Annotated in this window: 14 protein-coding genes and 1 pseudogene; 9 read left to right on the top strand and 6 right to left on the bottom strand. The window is 70.5% G+C overall.

The features are described 5' to 3' along the window. The first annotated feature begins 521 nt into the window (after positions 1-521). The 4 genes from AB0B48_RS22360 to AB0B48_RS22345 all read left to right on the top strand — a co-directional run bounded on the left by AB0B48_RS22360 (position 522) and on the right by AB0B48_RS22345 (position 3,734). Positions 522-944, top strand: a complete 423-nt coding sequence (locus tag AB0B48_RS22360; RefSeq protein WP_357204454.1) for a MerR family DNA-binding transcriptional regulator — start codon at positions 522-524, stop codon at positions 942-944. Between the two features lie 92 nt (positions 945-1,036). Next, on the top strand, positions 1,037-1,837 hold the full coding sequence (gene modA / locus AB0B48_RS22355; protein ID WP_357204460.1) for a molybdate ABC transporter substrate-binding protein: 801 nt from the start codon (positions 1,037-1,039) through the stop codon (positions 1,835-1,837). 5 nt (positions 1,838-1,842) lie between these two features. Continuing rightward, entirely contained in the window at positions 1,843-2,670 is an 828-nt protein-coding gene (gene modB / locus AB0B48_RS22350; RefSeq protein ID WP_357204458.1) for a molybdate ABC transporter permease subunit, read from the top strand. Continuing rightward, entirely contained in the window at positions 2,667-3,734 is a 1,068-nt protein-coding gene (locus AB0B48_RS22345; RefSeq protein ID WP_357204452.1) for an ABC transporter ATP-binding protein, read from the top strand. Before modB ends, AB0B48_RS22345 begins: the two co-directional genes overlap by 4 nt. A 206-nt stretch (positions 3,735-3,940) precedes the next feature. On the opposite strand, the gene AB0B48_RS22340 is transcribed toward AB0B48_RS22345, so the two are convergent. The 4 genes from AB0B48_RS22340 to AB0B48_RS22325 form a co-directional block, all read right to left on the bottom strand. Next, entirely contained in the window at positions 3,941-4,354 is a 414-nt protein-coding gene (locus AB0B48_RS22340) for a type II toxin-antitoxin system prevent-host-death family antitoxin (RefSeq protein ID WP_357204450.1), read from the bottom strand. Positions 4,355-4,383: 29 nt separating this feature from the next. Beyond that, complete coding sequence (locus AB0B48_RS22335; RefSeq protein ID WP_357204456.1) at positions 4,384-4,956, bottom strand: GNAT family protein; 573 nt, start codon at positions 4,954-4,956, stop codon at positions 4,384-4,386. Positions 4,957-5,090: 134 nt separating this feature from the next. Continuing rightward, complete coding sequence (locus tag AB0B48_RS22330; protein WP_357204448.1) at positions 5,091-5,531, bottom strand: hypothetical protein; 441 nt, start codon at positions 5,529-5,531, stop codon at positions 5,091-5,093. Between the two features lie 33 nt (positions 5,532-5,564). Continuing rightward, positions 5,565-6,791 (bottom strand): hypothetical protein, encoded by a 1,227-nt coding sequence (locus tag AB0B48_RS22325; protein WP_357204446.1) that lies wholly within the window; start codon positions 6,789-6,791, stop codon positions 5,565-5,567. Between the two features lie 167 nt (positions 6,792-6,958). Between AB0B48_RS22325 and AB0B48_RS22320 the strand changes: the two genes are divergently transcribed. Next, positions 6,959-8,518 (top strand): NAD(P)/FAD-dependent oxidoreductase, encoded by a 1,560-nt coding sequence (locus tag AB0B48_RS22320; RefSeq protein ID WP_357204444.1) that lies wholly within the window; start codon positions 6,959-6,961, stop codon positions 8,516-8,518. 27 nt (positions 8,519-8,545) lie between these two features. On the opposite strand, the gene AB0B48_RS22315 is transcribed toward AB0B48_RS22320, so the two are convergent. Continuing rightward, positions 8,546-9,364: a hypothetical protein gene (locus AB0B48_RS22315; protein WP_357204442.1), complete on the bottom strand. Its 819-nt coding sequence runs from the start codon at positions 9,362-9,364 to the stop codon at positions 8,546-8,548. A gap of 394 nt (positions 9,365-9,758) precedes the next feature. Here AB0B48_RS22315 and AB0B48_RS22310 point away from each other — a divergent pair, with 394 nt between their 5' ends. Both AB0B48_RS22310 and AB0B48_RS22305 read left to right on the top strand, forming a co-directional pair. Further along, positions 9,759-10,088 carry a trypco2 family protein gene (locus AB0B48_RS22310; protein WP_357204440.1) on the top strand — a complete coding sequence of 110 codons (330 nt, stop codon included), beginning with the start codon at positions 9,759-9,761 and terminating at the stop codon, positions 10,086-10,088. A gap of 21 nt (positions 10,089-10,109) precedes the next feature. Further along, positions 10,110-10,658: pseudogene (locus AB0B48_RS22305) on the top strand (serine protease); the annotation flags it as partial. A 177-nt stretch (positions 10,659-10,835) separates the two neighbouring features. Here AB0B48_RS22305 and AB0B48_RS22300 read toward each other — a convergent pair. Continuing rightward, positions 10,836-11,228 (bottom strand): hypothetical protein, encoded by a 393-nt coding sequence (locus AB0B48_RS22300; RefSeq protein ID WP_357204464.1) that lies wholly within the window; start codon positions 11,226-11,228, stop codon positions 10,836-10,838. Positions 11,229-11,449: 221 nt separating this feature from the next. On the opposite strand from AB0B48_RS22300, the gene AB0B48_RS22295 reads away from it, so the two are divergent. Both AB0B48_RS22295 and AB0B48_RS22290 read left to right on the top strand, forming a co-directional pair. After that, complete coding sequence (locus AB0B48_RS22295) at positions 11,450-15,415, top strand: hypothetical protein (protein ID WP_357204462.1); 3,966 nt, start codon at positions 11,450-11,452, stop codon at positions 15,413-15,415. A 263-nt stretch (positions 15,416-15,678) separates the two neighbouring features. Further along, positions 15,679-19,143 carry a ThuA domain-containing protein gene (locus AB0B48_RS22290; protein WP_357204439.1) on the top strand — a complete coding sequence of 1,155 codons (3,465 nt, stop codon included), beginning with the start codon at positions 15,679-15,681 and terminating at the stop codon, positions 19,141-19,143. Positions 19,144-19,254: the final 111 nt, after the last annotated feature.

Here is a 19,254-nt window from a genome sequence, read left to right as displayed (position 1 = left end):
CTTCACCCCCGACCCGGCGGTGCTGCTGCCCCTGGTCCATCCGGCCCTGCGGGCACCGCTACCCGAGCCCGCCCGCCCCCACCCCACCCCACCCCACACCCACCCGCGCCCGCGCCCGCGCCCGCGCCCGCGCCCGCGCCCAACATCCGCGCAACTTCGCGGATGTTGCTGCCTCCGACGCGGGAGAGGCAGCAACATCCCTGATATTGCGCGGATCTTGACCACGGCCACCTAGCCGATCGGTCGGGAGTGTGGTTCTGGGGTGCCCGCGCCTCACACCCGGGCCTCACACCCGCACCCCCATCAAGATCGCGCTCCAACCAGGATGTAGTGGCCTCATCGCTCGCCGACACCACTACTTCCTGGTTGCAGCACGATCTTGCGGGCTCGGACCAGGGATCCGCGGGCGTCCTGAGACAGCACAGCAGGATGCAACTGCGGGCCTGGGCACCGAGCAACCCACACTTTTGCTGCTTATTTCGGGGTTTCGTGCTGGCAAATGCGGGCGTTAGGGTGAGCCTGTGACGACGTACCGGATCGGGGAGGCGGCCGACCTGCTCGGCGTCAGCGCCGACACCATTCGCCGCTGGGTGGACGCCGGGCGCCTGACGGCCGGGCGCGACGAGCACGGCCACCGGGTCGTCGACGGCGTCGACCTGGCGTCGTTCGCTCGCGCCCAAGCCAACGACCCGGATGCGGGCGCCGAGTTCTCCTCGGCCCGCAACCGGTTGCGCGGCATCGTCGTCGACGTCCGTAAGGACACGGTGATGGCCCAGGTCGACATCCAGGCGGGCCCGTTCCGGGTCGTGTCACTGATGAGCCGGGAGGCCGTCGACGAGCTCGACCTGCGGGTCGGTTCGGTGGCCGTTGCGGTGATCAAGTCGACCACTGTCGTGGTGGAGCGGGCCGCACCCGCCCCGGCGCGCGGACGGTCGGCCAGATGAACGCGGCGACGGTCGCGCGGACGAACGCGGGAACGATCGGCCGGATGAACGCGCGGGCGGTCGCCCAGACGAAGGTGCAGATGGGTGCACCGATGCACGCGCGCACGGTTGCCCGGAGCAGGCGTACGGCGGTGGCTGTCCTGGTGGCGGGCCTGGCGCTGACCGGCTGCGGCGCGGGCGACGGCCGGGCAAACGGCAGCGGTGCTGGCGGGCGGGTGACCGGCTCGGTGACCGTGTTCGCGGCCGCCTCGCTGACCGAGTCGTTCACCCGCATCGGGAAGGACTTCGAGGCCGCCTACCCGGGCAGCCGGGTGACCCTCAACGTCGCCGGCAGTTCCGCCCTGGCCAACCAGATCACCCAGGGCGCGCCGGCGGACGTGTTCGCCTCCGCCGCCGCGACGAACATGAGCACTGTCGTCGAGGCCGGCGACGCCGATGGCACGCCGAGCGTCTTCGCCCGCAACCAGTTGGTGATCGCGGTGCCGCGGGGCAACCCGAAGGCAGTGGCCGGCCTGGCCGACCTGAGCCGCCCGGGTGTGAAGGTGGCGCTCTGCGCCAGTCAGGTGCCGTGCGGCGCGGCGGCCCGCACCGCCCTGGACGCGGCCGGCGTCGCGCTGACGCCGGTCACCCTCGAACAGGACGTCAAGGGTGCGCTCGCCAAGGTGAAGCTCGGCGAGGTCGACGCGGCACTGGTCTACCGTACGGACACGCGGGCGGCGAGCGACGACGTGACAGGCGTGGAGTTTCCCGAGTCGGCGCGGGCGGTCAACGACTACCCGATCGTCGCGTTGAAGGACGCGCCGAATCCGAACGGCGCACGGGCTTTCGTCGCGTACGTCCGCTCGGCGCCGGCGCAGGCGGTCCTCGCCGACGCGGGGTTCCAGGCCCCGTGAGGCAGATCCACGAGCACAACGCACCGAGCGGCCGCCCGGCGACGGCTCGACGGCGGGGTCGGGTGCCGGCGGCGCTGCTGATCCCCGCCGGGCTGGGGTTGCTGTTCCTCGTCCTGCCGTTGGCGGGGCTGCTGATCCGGGCACCGTGGACGACCCTGCCGGAGCGGCTCGCCGCGCCGGGCGCGTTGACCGCCCTGCGGCTGTCGGTGCAGACCGCCACCCTGGCCACCGCGCTCTGTCTGCTGCTCGGGGTGCCGCTCGCCTGGGTGCTGGCCCGGGTCGAGTTCCCCGGCCGTCGGCTGGTACGCGCGCTGGTCACCGTGCCGCTGGTGCTGCCGCCGGTGGTCGGCGGGGTGGCGCTGTTGCTGGTCTTCGGCCGACGCGGCCTGCTCGGTGGCTGGCTCGACAGCACGTTCGGCATCACCCTGCCCTTCACGACCACGGGTGTCGTGCTGGCCGAGGCGTTCGTCGCCATGCCGTTCCTGGTGATCGCCGTGGAGGGTGCGCTGCGTGCCGCCGACCACCGCTTCGAGGAGGCAGCGGCGACGTTGGGCGCCAGCCGCTGGACCACCTTCACCCACGTCACGCTGCCGCTGGTGGCGCCCGGCCTGGCCGCCGGGGCGGTGCTCTGCTGGGCCCGGGCGCTCGGAGAGTTCGGTGCCACCATCACCTTCGCCGGCAACTACCCCGGTCGGACACAGACCATGCCGCTCGCCGTCTACCTGGCGTTGGAGACGGACCTGGAGTCCGCGATCGTGCTCAGCCTGGTGCTGCTCGTCGTGTCGGTGGGCATCCTGGTGGCGTTGCGGGACCGCTGGATGACCACCGCATGAGCGACCGACTTCTCGACGCGAGGCTCGTCGTCGACCGGGGCGTCTTCCGGCTCGACGTGCCGCTGCGGGTTGCCCCGGGCGAGGTGGTGGCGTTGCTCGGCCCGAACGGCGCCGGGAAGACCACCGCGCTGCGGGCGCTGGCCGGGCTGCATCCCCTCACCGACGGGCACGTCACCCTCGACGACGTCGACCTGGACCGCCCGGCGACCGGGGGCTGGGTGCCCACCGAACGCCGGTCGATCGGCGTGGTCTTCCAGGACTACCTGCTGTTTCCGCACCTCAGCGCCTTGGACAATGTGGCCTTCGGACCGCGCCGGCACGGCGTCGAGCGGCGGGCCGCCCGCGCCACGGCCCGGGAGTGGCTGGGCCGGGTGGGGCTGGAGGCGCAGGCGCAGCGCAAGCCGCGGCAGCTCTCCGGCGGTCAGGCGCAGCGGGTGGCGCTGGCCCGCGCGCTGGCCGTGGCACCGTCGCTGCTGCTGTTGGACGAGCCGCTCGCCGCGCTGGACGCCCGTACCCGGCTGGACACCCGCGCGGAGCTGCACCGGCACCTGTCGGCGCACGCGGGCGCGACGGTGCTGGTCACCCACGACCCGCTGGACGCGTTGGCGTTGGCCGACCGACTGGTCATCGTCGAGGGTGGCCGTGTGGTGCAGGAGGGCGACGGGCCGAGCGTGACCGCCCGCCCGCGCACCGACTACGTCGCCCGGCTGGTCGGGCTGAACCTGTACCGGGGCCGTGCCGACGGGCACGGGGTGCGGGTGTCGCCGGAGCTGACCCTCACCGTCGCCGACCGGTTGGACGGCGAAGCGTTCGTGGCGTTTCGCCCGGCCGCTGTGGCTCTGCACCCGGCCCGGCCGGACGGCAGCCCACGGAACACCTGGGCGGGCACAGTGGCCGGCGTCCAGCGCCACGGTGACAACGTGCGGGTGCAACTGGACGGACCGATCGGGGTGGCCGCCGACGTCACGCCGGCCGCCGCCGCCCAGTTACGGCTGATCCCCGGCCAGCGGGTCTGGGTGGCGGTCAAGGCGACCGAGACCCACGCGTACCCGGCCACCGGCTGACCCGACGCCGGCCACAGCGTCACCGGGGTGGACCCGACCGGCGCGTCCGGCGCCGCCGCCCGTGCCACGCCGACCGCCGGCCCGCGCGGACGCCGATCGGCTTGCCCCGCCAACGCGGGACCCGTCAGCCGGCACGACACCGCCGCACACCCGGCGCGGCACCCGCCAAGCGGGTGCGGCCAACGCGGCGCGGGCAGGGACGCTGGTCAGCCGGCGAGCAGGTCGGCATGCGCGGCGCGCAGCCGGGCCAACGTCGGGTCGCTGCCCGGGACGACGCGGCTGTCCAGCTCGGCCCACGCCTCGGCCAGCGCCGCACGGACCGCGCCCAGCTCGGCGGCGTGCCGCTGTGCGCTGCGTCGGTGCTGCTCCTCAAGGCGGCGGGCCCAGCCGGCGGTGACCGTCGCGAGCCGGTCGGCGTCGGCACGGGCCTGGGCGGCACTGCGGGCGGCTGCGGCGGGGACGATCGCGGCGACCGGGCGGGGATCGCCGTCGCGGGTGACGACGGTGACCGCGTCGGTCAGCTCGGCCAGCGCGACGAGCTGGCTGAACCGGGTGCGCGCCTCACGCAGCGGCACGGAACGCGGCGGGTCGGAATGAGGGGTGAGCGCGGGGACGGCCATGGATGCATGGTGCCGCGCGGGTATGACAACTATTCGCGGTCGTCAGTGGACGGTGCGTAAAAGTCGGTCCACTCGTCCGCCAGCACCGACCAGATTTCAATGTCGATCCGACCGCGCGGTCCCGGGATGACCTGGCGCAACGTGCCGTCGAGGCGCAGGCCGAGCCGGTCGGCGAGGGCCTTGCTGCGGGTGTTGTCGGCGTTGGTACGCCACTCCACCCGTTGGATGCCGCGCTCGCGCACCGCCCAGTCGACGATCCGGCGCACCGCCGGGGCGACCAGGCCCCTGCCCTGCGCCGCCGGCTCCACCCAGCAACCGACCTCGCAGACGCCCCGGGCCACGTCGAACGACACGAACATGACCCCACCGACGAGCGTGCCCCGCCACCACAGCCCCCAGATGCCGCCGCTGTCGCTGGCCCAGAGGTCGGCGTACCGCTGCAACACCGCGCGGGCCGACGGCAGGTCGGTGGCGACGAAGGACGGCGAGACCCAGGGTCGGATGTGCTCGCGGGCCCGGTCGAGGTGGGCGAGGAACTCCTCGGCCCGCCACGGGTTCAGCGGGCGCAGCTCGACATCCTCGGTCAACGGCAGGGCGAACACCGGGCCTCCACTCAGTACGCTTCTCACGTCGGTAGCAGGCTCGCACAGCCACCCTGGCCGAAGCACGACCACCCTCCGCGCTCACCCCGGCGATGCGTCCGCAGCGCTCACCCCGGCAGGTGCGTCCGGAGCGCTCACCCCGGCAGGAACGTCCGGAGCGCGGCGAACTGGTCCACGGTCAGGTAGGAGGGGTTGGCGGCCTGCGGCTGACGGAACACCTCCAGGGCGGCGAGCCGGTCGTCGGCACGCAACAGCAGCCGGGAGATGCGGTCCTGTTCGGCGAGGATGGGCAGATCCAGCGGCACCGACCACGGCTGCCCCGGTGCGCCTGGCTCGGCCGCCCCGGTGACCTGCCCGACGCCCCACACCCCGTACGGCAGTCGGCCCCGGCTGCCGCTGGCCCAGAAGACCACCGGCTGCCCGGCGCACATCAACCGCGCCCGGTAGCCGGGACGCACGCACCAGCTCGTCACCAGTGACTTCCGGGCGAACCGGGCGGCGAGGTCGACCAGGTCCGCGTTGCCCTTGATCAGCCAGGCGCCCAGGTCGTCGAGGCGTACCCGTGGCTCGGTCATCCGCCTATCCTGCCCGGCCGCCGGCCGTCCCAATCAAATGATCATGTGGGTCCAGTAGCTGAGCCACAGCACGAACAGCGCGCCCTGCACCACCGCGAGCGTCGCGGTCAGCCACACGTCCACGCTGGTACGGCGGGCCCAGCGGGCCAGCACCAGCGCCACCGGGAAGGCGGCGAGCAGATAGCGCAGCAGGCTCTTGTACACCGGCGGGCCCATCGACAGCGGCACCAGCACCATGAGGACGCCGTACACCAGGTAGGCCAGCTCCCGGCGGCGGAAACCGACGACCAGCACCGCGAGGGCGGCCACGGCGAACCACACCCGAGCGGCGTCGCGCGGCTCCCCGGTCAACCCGTCGAGCAGCACCGGGACGGGGTTCTGCACCTCGATTCCCCATCCGGTCTCCTGGGCGTGCTGGTAGGCGAGCCAGTCCCCGCCCCGCCACCGGCAGTACGCCATGAAGGTGAACCATCCGGCGGGTAACAGCAGCAACGGCCAGCCGATCCGGAGGTAGCCGAGCAGGGCGCGCGGCCCGAGCCGCCAGTCGTGCTGCCGGAGCAGCACCAGGGCCAGCGGCAGCGCCACGAGCAGGCCGACGGAACGGCTCATCGCCAGGAAGTAGCCGATCACGCCGACCAGCAGCCACCGGCGTCGCTCGGCGTAGAAGAAGGTGGCCAACGCGAGGCAGACGAAGAGCGACTCGGTGAGCGCGGCCTGGAACAGGAACGCGGTCGGCAGCAGCACCAGGTACCGGACGAACCGGCGGGCCGCGTACGCGTCGCCGAGCAGCAGCTCCGCCAGCCGGTGGCCGTACCAGAGCGCGAGCAGGAACGCGACGTTGCTGATCACCAGCAGTGCCAACGCGTTGTCGCCGCCGAGCACCGCGCCGAGGGGCCGGGCCAGGAACGGGTACAGCAGCGGAAAGCCGAAATCTCGCCACGGCCCGGTCAGCGGCAGGGTGCTCAGCCGCAGGTACAGCAGCGAGTCCCAGGCGAACCAGAAGGAGATCCACCGGTGCCCGGAGATGTCCCGCTGCTGCGCCCACATCAACGCCTCGTCCGGCGGCGGGGCCCCGGGGACGCCGTCCCAGGCGTGCAGGACCAGGAGCCCGAGCACTGCGAGCAGCAGCTTCGCGCCGAGGAACAGGCCGATGACGTACGGCCAGGGCGCCGGCACCCGGCGGGCCAGGCGCGCTCCGCCTCGGCCGGTCGCGACCGCCCGCGCGGCCAGCGTCGCCGCGCCGCTGCGCCACCGGTCCATCCGCCCCGCTTCCCCGCTCCCCCGGCGCGCGGGGAGGTCGCTCTTCTCGTGGTACGCCACCGCGCGCCCCGCCGAAGCGAGGACCGGCTAGCACTAAGTGTGACATTCTGCGCGTAACGGGTGGACGCCGCGCCTCAACCATGGCGGTGAACAGGGAGCGCGTCAGCATGAGCGAGCAGAACGGCACGGTGGTCATCGGTGCGGGGCCGGCCGGGCTCACCGCGGCGTACGAGCTGCTCCGGCACGGCCGGTCGGTTCAGGTCTTCGAGGCCGACGAGGTGGTCGGCGGGATCAGTCGGACCGTGGAGCGCGACGGGTGGCGGTTCGACATCGGCGGGCACCGGTTCTTCACCAAGGTGCCGCGGGTGGAGGCGTTCTGGCACGAGATCCTGCCGGACGAGGACTTCCTGACCCGGCCCCGGATGAGCCGCATCTTCTACCGGGGCGCCCTGTTCAACTACCCGCTCAGCGCCGTCAACGCGCTGCGCAACCTGGGTCTGCCCGAGGCCGTCCGCTGCCTCGGCTCGTACGCCCGCGCCCGACTGCGGCCACCACGGGACCAGTCGCACTTCGAGGGCTGGGTGTCGGCCCGGTTCGGCTGGCGGCTGTACTCGATCTTCTTCAAGACGTACACCGAGAAGGTCTGGGGTATGCCGGCGGACCGGTTGCAGGCCGACTGGGCGGCACAGCGGATCAAGAACCTGTCGCTGGCCACCGCGATCCGCAACGCGCTGCTGCCCCGACGTCGGCGCACGGACGTGACCAGCCTGATCGAGGAGTTCCAGTACCCGAAGTATGGGCCCGGAATGATGTGGGAGCGCTGCGCCGAGCAGGTCCGCCAGCGGGGCGGGCACGTGTGGACGGGCAGTTGGGTCACCGCCGTGCACCGCGACCCGGCCCGTCGACGGGCGATCAGCGTGACGGTCAACGGCGCGGGCGGGCAGCGTACCGAAGCTGCCGACCACGTGATCTCGTCCATGCCGATCTCGGAGCTGGTGGCCGTGCTGCACCCTCCGGCGCCGCCGGAGGTGCTGGCCTGCGCGGCCGACCTGCGCTACCGCGACTTCCTGACGGTCGCCCTTGTCGTGCCGGCGGAGTTCTCGTTCCCTGACAACTGGATCTACGTGCACGACCCGGGGGTGCGGGTCGGTCGGATCCAGAACTTCGGCTCCTGGTCGCCGTACCTCGTCAAGGACGGCCGCACCTGCCTCGGCCTGGAGTACTTCGTGTTCGAGGACGACGAGATGTGGCGTACCCCGGATCCCGACCTGGTGGCCCTCGCCACCGCGGAGCTGGAGCGGTTGGGGTTGGTCCGACCCGGCGTGGTGGAGGCCGGCTACGTCGTGCGCATGCCCAAGGCCTACCCGGTGTACGACGAGCGCTACCAGCACAACGTGGACGTGATCAGGGCCTGGCTGACCGAGGCGGTGCCGAACGTGCACCCGGTGGGCCGCAACGGCATGCACCGCTACAACAACCAGGACCACTCGATGCTGACCGCGATGCTCACCGCCGAGAACATCGCCACCGGCAGTACGCACGACGTCTGGTCGGTGAACGTGGAGCAGGACTACCACGAGGAGTCCTGCGGCGGCGACGGCCGGCGGGGCACCGGCCGGGACGCGCCGGTGGTGCCCAGCCGGATCGTCGCGGCCCCGATCACCGTGCCGGAGGGGTCGGACGACCGAGCCGCTGTCGCCGCTCCCCCGTCTCACGCGGGAAGCTGAGCACGCCCTCGCGGCACGAGCAGGTGCTCAACGCGGCAGATGCGTGCAGTGTGCCACTGTGGCGTCGTCCGGGCTGCGCGCATCCGCGCCACCGGTGGTCTGCGCCTCGACCTGCCGGACCCGGGCGATGACGCCGGCCGGTCCGCTGGCGCGAAGCAGGTCCAGCACGCCCGGCCAGTCGGTCCGGCCGTAGGGGCTGACGATGCGGCTGGCACCGTTGCTGAGCAACGCGACACCGTTCAGGCCGGCGATCCGCCGACTGCCGGTCACCGCTTCCCGCGCCGCTCGCGGGTCATCCTTGGCGATCCAGTAGCCGCCCGGCTGGTTCCGGCGGGCACGCAACGCGGTGACGCACAAGGCTCGCACCTGGTCGTACTCCGGGGTGTCCTGGGCAATGCCGGCCAGCGGCGTCGCGCATTCCCGCCGGGCAGTCATCTCACGATCATCAGTGATCACCAGCGGGCCGGCGTCGACCTGGTCGAGGACGAGGAAGGAGTCCGCGAGCAGGAGCCAGTCCAAGCGGCCCTGGCCGGCACGGACCATGGCGACGGTGGCCTGCGGGCTGCTGGGGTCCGCGATGTCGCAGGTGTCGCCGTGCTCGGCGGCGATCGCACCGATGGCGGTGGCGAGGATCGCGGCGAGATCTGGTTCGTCGCCGCGCGACAGGTGGCCGAGCAGCGCGCCGCCGAGGCGGTGCGTGTACCAGGCGACGCCGTGGGAGCACAGCGACTCGGCGCCTGGAATGCCGGCGCCGTCGAGCAGGACGACAGCGCCGGGAACCGCACCGACGAAGTCCTCGTTCGGCCGATCGGCTCTGCCGACGCTCGTTACCAGGCTGACGCGCACTCGTGGGCTCCTGTCCGGACACGCGGCGCCGTTGGGGTGGGTACGGTCAGCACCGCGTGGCGCCCAGCGCCGCGACAGCCCGGCGGCTGCGGTGGGGCGGGCAGCCCGTACTGGTCCGCCCATGGGCGGGCGGCCAGGTTGTGGTGGAAGGTCTCCTCGGCATCGAGGTGGGCGCCGTCGATGACGAGCCGGGCCACCGTGGATACCTGCCGGTTGCGAACCAGGCCATGCTCGACGCCGCATCGGACATCACCTCGCCACCCAGCATCCACCGCAAGCCATCACGCTACCGACCGGTGAGAGCTGGCCGCGAACTCGACCCCCACTGTTGATGGACCGTGACTGATACGGTCCAGATGCGTGACGTCCGGCCGAAGAGAGGGAACGCGAGCCAATGGATATCGACGACGAGGACACTCAGGGTTGGGGTCTTGCGGACGCGATCGAGGCCCTCAAGGCCGATCTGGCGGCAGCTGCCGTCACGCCGACCAGCTATCCGAAGTTCCCGGTGACCTCGGCGACGATCGAGTTGAAGGTCGTCGCGACGCGCAGCAAGACCGGCAAGGCCGGGTTCAAGGTGCCGTTCATCCACACCGAACTGGGTGGCGAACTGGGTCGCGTAGACGAGGTGCTCAGCACCATCACCGTGCAACTGGGAGCGCCAGTAGATGCGGTGGGCAACCAGGTGAGCATCTCGGACTCGGCTGACCAGTTGAAGCGCTGAGGCGATCCGTAGCCCACCTCGATGCACGTCGCGGAACGCGTCCTCGGGATAGCCGCCGATAGAGGGGTCGGCCATCCCGACGGCCGATATGGCTTCGGGTCCGGCTTCCTCGTCGCGGGCCGTGCCGTTCTGACCTGCGCCCACGTCGTCGCCGGTGCCCGCGAGGTGCTCCTGAACGACGCCGTGGGCAACGAATACACCGGACACGTCGCACATCTCGGTGACCGACGGCCGCCCGGCACCAGCATCGCCCCCGACCTGGCCATAGTCGAGATCGACGACCCCGCGGTGGACGCGTCGCCCTTTCCGATCGCCGAGATCGACCGCACGGGCATGGGAACACTGGAGTCGGTGCGCATCGTCGGATGGCCACGGTTCATGGATACTGCGGACAAGACCGGCCGGAGCACCTACTCCGCCGTCGGCACGATCGAGGACATGACCCGGCGGCGTGAAGGGCTACTCCGCGTCGACGTCAGTGGCAGCCCGCCGGCGAACGTCGAGCCGGGTTCCCCTTGGCAGGGGTTTTCCGGAGCGCCGGTCTTCGCTGACGGGCATCTGGTCGGGGTCGTGACCACGCACGGCCTGCCGGAAGGCCCCAGCGCCCTCACCGCCATACCCCTCACCGTGAATCTGCCGGACGGCTGGCGGACGGCGCTTCGCGCGACCCACGTCTCTCCCCTGCACATCGTGCGGCCGGGGCCGGCCGGCCCGCCCTGCGTCGTTCACCACCAAACGGTGCTGCGGTCACTGAACGGCTATCGTTCCAGTCTGCTCTACGACGTCATGCCCTACGTCGAGCCGCACGCCGAAGCCGTCTGGCGACCGAGCAGCGTCTGGCAGAGGTTGCGTGCCGATGACGGCCCGAACGCCGTCCTGGTGAGCGGACACGGCGGTATCGGCAAGACCCGCACACTGCTCGAGGTTGCCGGCATGGCCGTCGAGGATGGCTGGACGGTTCTGCACGTACGCGCGGGGAACGCCGCGCGGGTGGTGGATCATCTGACCACATTCGTGCGGTCGAGCTTCGCGCCTGTGCTGCTGGTCGTCGACTACCTCAACCAGAGCCTGGCGAAGGACCTCGACCTCCCGCAGTTGCTCGCCCTGATCCAGCAGAACCGACGCGGCTCCGGCCCACACCTCGCCGTTCTCGCCAGCGCCCGTACGGTTGGCTGCTCACGCCTGCCCACGCCCGCGAGGTTGTCGCCCTCGAACAGATCCAGCTCGCGCCCGAGGCCGCGGACCTGCGGGCCATCTGCGCGTCGCTGGCACAGGCCGTCGCCCCGCGCGCCGCTGAGCAACTGGGTCTGGACACCCTGCTGGGGTACACCGACGCCGTTCGGCCCATCCTCACCCTCCTGGTGGCCCGGCAGATCGAAGATCGGGTCACGCGCGGGCTGGCCCTACCGCGCGCCACCATGGACGCCCACGACCTCCGGCAGTGGCTGGAGCTGCGCCTCGACGAGGACCAGCTCGTGCCACGGCTCGACTCGCCCGAGAGTTTGTGGGGCCCGGAGGTGGAGGTCCACATCCGGGCGGCGGCAGCCGTGTTCCTCGCCACCCCGGGCACCGAGGCGACGCTCGTGGAGACCGCGTCGCACATATTCAATGATGGTGCCTCGGCGGCGAACCTGCTGCGTCTGCTCATCAAGATGGGCTGGCTCATCAGCAGCGACGGCGGCCTCGACTCCGTACACGACGTCGTCACGGACTTCCTGGTCAGCGGAGTCGTCTTCTGGAGCACCACAGGTGCCCTGCGCCAGGCACTGACCGCACAGCTCATGGACGCCGTCGGCCAACAGCAGGCATCCCTGGAGCACGCGCTGGTCGCGCTCGGCCGGCTCGTCGACGACATTGACGAGAGGGAACGTGCGGTCGACCTGGTAGGCGAGATCGACCGCTGGTTCGGAGAACATCGCGAGTCGGTGGTACGGCTGCTGCTGCAGGACAAGCGGATTGGGGCCCGGACGGCGGCGGTGCTGGTAAGCAGCGGCATGCTCACGACGACCCGGCAGGCATACTGGGACCACGCGTTCGGCCCTCTGCTGACGGCGCTCGGCCGCGAGCCGGAGGCCTTCTCTCTCCTCCTGGCCGCAGTGCGTGCGGTGCCCCTCGAAAGCCGGGACGTCGTCGCTGAGCTGGCCGACCACGCGATCGCCTGGCTTACCGGACGTCCGCTGGCTGGGGTCGAACAGCTTCTCCGACTGCTGCTCCGCCGCGACGACCTTCCACCGGATCGCGCCAGGGCAGCTGTTCGGCTGGCCAACGACTGGCTGCGCCTGCACTCGCGCGACGCTCGGTCCGACGTCCTTCTCAGTTCCACGCTGATGTGCGACATCGTGGATCACGAGGCGGACGCCGACCTCGAACGGCTCACCGGGTTCGCACTGCAGTGGCTGGCCGCGAACGGCACACAACTGAGAGCGTCGTACCTCCTGCGAGCTATGAGCAGGGTCAAGCACCTACCCGATGATGTCGTTGGGCCGCTCGTCTCCCGCGCACTGTCCTGGCTGGGAACGCACGGCGAGACCATCGAGGCGAGCTTTGTGCTGCCGGGCTTCCTCAATCAAACGGCGGTACCGCAGAAGAGTGTCACCGACTTCGTTGGAGCGGCCCGAGCTTGGCTTGCGCACCACCAGACGCGGCCGGAGGCCAACTACGTTCTGGCGCACCTGCTGACCCGCCACGGGCTCGATGCCGAGGTCGTTTCGGAGACCTTCGATCACACGCGTGAGTGGATCAAGCAGAATTCGAACGACCCCAGCGCCGACTACCTTGTCCAAAGGGCACTGGCCCACCCTGCACTGCCCACGGAGATGGCGGGGGTCGTCTACGCGGCGGCGTCCGAATGGTTGGCGAGCTACGGGTCCCTTGAGACGGCGACCTACCTCCTGCAGGTGCTCGTGCCCGCGAACGGCCTACCCGAAGACCTGCGCGCCACCACGTTCACCACCGCACGAACCTGGCTGCAGACACACGGCCAACACCTCACCGCGAACTACCTCCTCCAGGTGCTCGTGGCCGCCACCGGACTACCCGAAGACCTCCGCGCCACCACATTCACCACCGCACGAACCTGGCTGCACACCCACGGCCAACACCTCACCGCGAACTACCTCCTCCAGGTACTCCTGCCCGCCACCGGACTACCCGAAGACCTCCGCGCCACCACATTCACCACCGCACAAAGCTGGCTGCACACCCACGGCCAGCACGTCGACGCGGCCTACCTCCTACAGGTGCTCCTGCCCGCCACCGGACTACCCGAAGACCTGCGCGCCACCACGTTCACCACCGCGCGGACCTGGCTGCACACCCACGGCCGACACCACACCACACGACACCTGCTCGCGGCATTGCTACAGACCGATGGGCTGCCCGAAGACCTGCGCACCATGACGTTCAGCAGCGCACAGGCCTCGCTGCAGACGCACGGCCAACACCTCACCGCGATCTACCTCCTGCAGGTACTCCTGCCGGCCACCGGCCTACCCGAAGACCTCCGCGCCACCACGTTCGCCACCGCACGAACCTGGCTGCACACCCACGGCCAACACCACACCGCGAACTACCTCTTGCAGATGCTCCTGCCCGCCACCGACCTACCCGAAGACCTCCGCACCACCACATTCACCACCGCACGAACCTGGCTGCACACCCACGGCCACCACCTCGACGCGGCCTACCTCTTACAGGTGCTCCTGCCCGCCACCGACCTAACCGAAGACCTCCGCACCACCACATTCACCACCGCACAAAGCTGGCTGCACACCCACGGCCGACACCACGCCGCACGACACCTGCTGGAAGCACTGCTACAGACCGATGGACTGCCCGCAGACCTGCGCACCACCACCTTCACCACCACACAGACCTGGCTGAGGACACACGGCCAACAGCTCACCGCGAACTACCTCCTACAGGTACTCCTGCCCATCAACGGACTACCCGAAGACCTCCGCACCACCACATTCACCACCGCACAGACCTGGCTGCACACCCACGGCCAACACCACACCGCACGACACCTGCTGGAAGCACTGCTACAGACCGGCGGACTACCCGCAGACCTGCGCACCACCACCTTCACCACCGCACAAAGCTGGCTGCACACCCACGGCCGACACCACGCCGCACGACACCTGCTGGAAGCACTGCTACAGACCGGCGGACTGCCCGCAGACCTGCGCACCACCACCTTCACCACCACACAGACCTGGCTGAGGACACACGGCCAACAGCTCACCGCGAACTACCTCCTACAGGTACTCCTGCCCATCAACGGACTACCCGAAGACCTCCGCACCACCACATTCACCACCGCACAGACCTGGCTGCACACCCACGGCCAACACCACACCGCACGACACCTGCTGGAAGCACTGCTGAGAATCGATGTCGTGCCGGCCGCAGCTCGGGAACTGTTCGTCGACGCCGCGGTATCCTGGCTGGATTTGTGGTGGCAGGAGGCGTCGGCAGTTTCGGTTCTCAGCGCACTGCTTCGAATCGAGTCACCTGGCAGCGACGCTGCCGACCACCGGAGTGGTGCCACCATCCCCGGCGCGAGACTGGTCGAACGGGCACTGCAATGGCTGTCCCGTTTCGGGTCGGCCACGGAAGCTCGGTCGGTCCTCGGTCTCTTGCTGCGGTCGCCGGCTCTCGAAGCGCGGGCACGCCATCAGGTGCTCCAGGCCGCGGTGGTCTGGCTGAACGAGCACGCCGATTCACCTCGCGCCTGCGAGATCATCTCCGCGGTGCTGGGCAATTCGGACGTGCCGAAGGAGATGCTGGTCGACGCGTTCGAGGGAGCGCGCATCTGGCTGAGTCGACCGAAGCCCAAAGCATCCCGAGCCCGACCTGTCATCGAGGCCCTCTTCCGGCGGCAGCCGGAATATCCGGAGGCGGTCCGAGCAATCGCTTCCCAGTACCTGATCGCCCTGGAGCGTGGGATCGACACGGCTCAGACCCGGTTTGCTCTCGCCGCTTTCCTCACCGAACCGCTCCTGGACGGCGAGGTCCGGGAGACTGTCCTACGCCTCACTCGCGAATGGCTGGTGCGGTTTGCCGAGCTGCCCTCCGCCCACCTCGTCCTCGGAGCCACGGCTAGCCGCGGTGACCTGACCGCGGACGAGGTGCGGTGGTTCGAGCGCTTCGTTGCGGCATGGCTGGGCGAAAATTCGCAGGCACCGCCCGCACGTCCGCTCGCCCAGGCGCTACTCGACGGCGCCGTGACGTTTCCACACGCATTGCACGGGGAGCTGCTCAGGATTGCGCAGGCCAGCTACGACGACTCCGCTGGTCGCAGTGCCGGAACGGGTGGCGGCTAGCTAACCCCTGCGCCAAAAACCCCGCGATCGACCGTGCGCTCGGGGCCCGCGGGCCACCGCGCCGTAGCTGGAGGCGTCGGCCAGGGGCGGAAGCTGCTCCACCGCACGCCGTGGCCCGTGGGCCCCGCCGAGGCGCGGACGCCGGCATGTCGGGAAACCGCTTACCAGGCCACTATTGACGGTCTTCACTGGCTGTCAGTACCGTGATGCGGGCAGCGAGAAAGCGCTTTCCGACCCCTCACCGTCCGACAGGGAGCGCCCCCATGCCCCGACACCTCCGTGCGTTCTGCCTGATCCTGCTCGCCATCGCCACAGCGGTGAGCACCACCACCGCCCTGCCCGCCGAGGCCGCCCCGCGCTTCCGGGTGATGGTCTTCTCCAAGATCACCAACTTCTACCACGACTCGATCCCGGCCGGCATCGCCGCGATCCAACAGCTCGGTGCCGCCCACAACTTCGAGGTCGTCGCCACCACCGACGCGGCGGCCTTCACCGACGCCAACCTCGCCACCTTCGACGCTCTCGTGTTCAACAACACCAACAGCCTCCCGACCTCGGGCGACCTGCTCAACGCCAGCCAACGGGCCGCGTTGCAGACGTTCATCCGCAACGGCGGTGGTTGGGCCGGCCTGCACGCCGCCTCCGCCAGCGAACGCGACTGGCAGTGGTACGAGGGCCTGGTCGGCACGATCTTCGACTACCACCCCGACTTCTCGTCCACCGGCGGCACCTTCCCCGGCCGGGTCAAGGTGCTCGACCGGGCGCACCCCTCCACGCGCAACCTGCCGGAGCTCTGGGAGCAGAGCGAGGAGTGGTACAACTGGCGGACCAACCCGACCGGCAACGTGCACACCCTCGCCCAGATCAAGGTGCGCGACGGGATCAACGGCCTGGACGAGGGCGTCGACCACGCGTACTCCTGGTGTCAGCCCTACGACGGCGGCCGGTCCTGGTTCACCGCCGGTGGGCACGCCAGCTCGCAGTTCAGCAGCGCGACCTTCCTGGAGCACCTGCGCTACGGCATCGAGTGGGCGGCCGGCGCGGTCGCCGGTGACTGCTCGGCCACCAAGACCAGCAACTTCGAACGGGTGGGGCTGGTCACCGAGAACCTGGCCGACCCGTTCGAGCTGGCCGTCGGCCCGGACCGGAAGGTCTACTACATCCAACGCACCGGCGCGCTGAAGGTGGTCAACTCCGACACCCTGCAGGTCACCACGCTGATGGACTTCGCGTACACCTCGGCGATGACCGACCAGTCCGACGGGCTGCTCGGGATGACCCTGGACCGCAACTTCGCCAGCAACGGCTGGATCTACCTGCTCTGGTCGGACAAGACCCTCAAACAGCTCAACCTGTCCCGGTTCACTGTCGCCAACAACAGCGTCGCGCTCTCCTCGGAGAAACGGCTGCTGACCGTCCCCACCTATCGGGGAGAGGGCCGGGCCAACTCGCACATGGGCGGGTCGCTGGCCATGGACACGGCGGGACGGCTCTACGCGGCGATCGGTGACAACACCGACCCCTTCGCCTCCAGCGGCTACACCCCGGTCGACGAACGCTCCGGCCGCGCCGCCTGGGACGCCCAGGGCACGGCCGGCAACACCAACGACCTACGCGGCAAGATCCTGCGGATCACCCCACAATCCGACGGTACGTACACAGTGCCCAGCGGCAACCTCTTCCCGGCCGGCACCGCGAGGACCCGGCCGGAGATCTACGCGATGGGCATGCGCAACCCGTTCCGGATCACCGTCGAGCCGCAGACCAACGCGGTGCTGGTGGCCGACTACGGTCCGGACGCCCGCGCCGCCGACCCCAACCGCGGTCCGGAGGGGACTGTCGAGTTCAACCGGATCACCAGCGCCGGCAACTTCGGTTGGCCGTACTGCGTGGGCAACAACATCCCGTTCAACGACTACAACTTCGCCACCAACACCTCGGGGGCGAAGTTCAACTGCGCCGCACCGGTGAACAGCTCACCCAACAACACCGGCCTGACCACCCTGCCGGCGGCGAAGTCCGCGCTGGTCTGGTACGCGTACTCCGCCTCCACCCAGTTCCCGGAGCTGGGCACCGGTGGTGGCGGGCCGATGAGCGGCCCGGTCTACGACTACGACCCGACCAACACCCGCACCACGAAGTTCCCCGAGTACTTCGAGGGCAAGTGGATCACCTATGAGCTGACCCGCAGGTGGTTCAAGACGCTGTCGATCCACAAGACGGCGCAGACCTTCAGCAACGCGCGCTTCGGCCCGACCGCCGTGGGTGACCTCCAGTCCATCAACGGGATCTTCGACAACATGAGCTGGATCCAGCCCTTCGAGGCGGAGTTCGGCCCGGACGGTTCGCTCTACGTCATCGACTTCGGCGAGGGCACCGGCAGCGGTCGCGGCGGCAGCAACGCCGGCGCGGGCATCTACCGGATCGACTACGTCGCCAACGGGCGGCCACCGACCGCGAAGATCGCCGCCAGCCCGGACAGCGGACGTACGCCGCTCGCTGTCAGCTTCTCCTCGGCCGGCACGACAGCGGGTGACGGCACGGCGCTCAGCTACGCCTGGGACTTCACCAACGACGGCAGCACCGACTCCACCGCCGCCAACCCGAGCCACACCTACTCGACGGCCGGAAAGCACACCGCCCGGCTGACCGTGCGCAACAGCGGCAACGGGTTGACCGCCACCGCGGTCACCGACGTGGTGGTCGGCAACACCCGGCCGACGGTGACCATCACCGTGCCCGACGGCGGGTTCTTCGACTTCGGTGACAAGATCCCGTACACGGTGACGGTCACCGACCCGGAGGAGACCACCATCGACTGCGCCAAGGTGACGGTGCAGACGCAGCTCGGCCACGACTCGCACGCCCACCCGCTGGACGTCTACACCGGCTGCTCCGGGCTGCTCGCCACCGAGGCGGACGCCGGTGACGGCCACGGGCCGGGGCAGAACCTCTACACCCTGATCACCGCGCAGTACACCGACGGCGGCGCGGCCGGGGGCGTACCGGCCCTGACCGGCTCTACCCGCGTGCAGTTGCAGCCCAAGAGCAAGGAGGCCGAGCACTTCAGTGCCCAGTCCGGCGTCACTGTCAACGACCGGGCCACCGCCCGCGCCGGCAAGCGGCTCGGCGAGGTCGACCACAACGACTGGGTGGCGTTCGGGCCGGCGGACCTGCGCAACGTCGGCTCGGTGACGCTCGGGGTGACCAACGGCGGGCTCGGCGGCACCATCGAGCTGCGCACCGGCTCTCCCACCGGCACGCTGATCGGCACGGCCACCATCGGCTCCACCGGCGGGTGGGACAACCTGGTCTCCCCCACCGTCACGCTGACCAACAAGCCCACCGGCACGACCACCCTGTACGCGAAGTTCGTCAACGCCGCCCAGGTCGGTGGCACCCCGGACCTGATGGCCCTGGACTGGCTGCGGTTCAACGGCGCCGGGGTCAAACAGGAACCGGGCGGGACGTTGTCGCTGGGCGCCAGCCCGACCGGCGGCGCCGCGCCGCTGACCACCACGCTCACCGCCACGGCGACGGCGCCGTCCGGGCAGAGCATCACCGACTACGCGTGGGACTTCGGCGACAACAGCGCCATCACGCACGGAGCGACACTACGGTCGACGGCGCACAGCTACCCCCGCAAGGGGACCTTCACCGCCCGGGTGACTGTCACCTACACCAGCGGGGAGACCCGCTCGCTCAACCTGACCCTCACGGTCAGCTGACCCCGGTAGCCGGGCGGGGGGGGGGGGCCGCCCCCCCGCCGCCCCCCCCCCGCGCCAACGCCGCGGCCCCCCCCTCGGCCCGCCCCGGCCGGCGGGGGGTACGGGGCACCC

The sequence above is a fragment of the Micromonospora sp. NPDC049089 genome, from assembly GCF_040648775.1.
Lineage (GTDB): Bacteria > Actinomycetota > Actinomycetes > Mycobacteriales > Micromonosporaceae > Micromonospora.
Note: the sequence above shows the minus strand (reverse complement) of the source record. Positions and strands in the feature narration are given on the sequence as shown.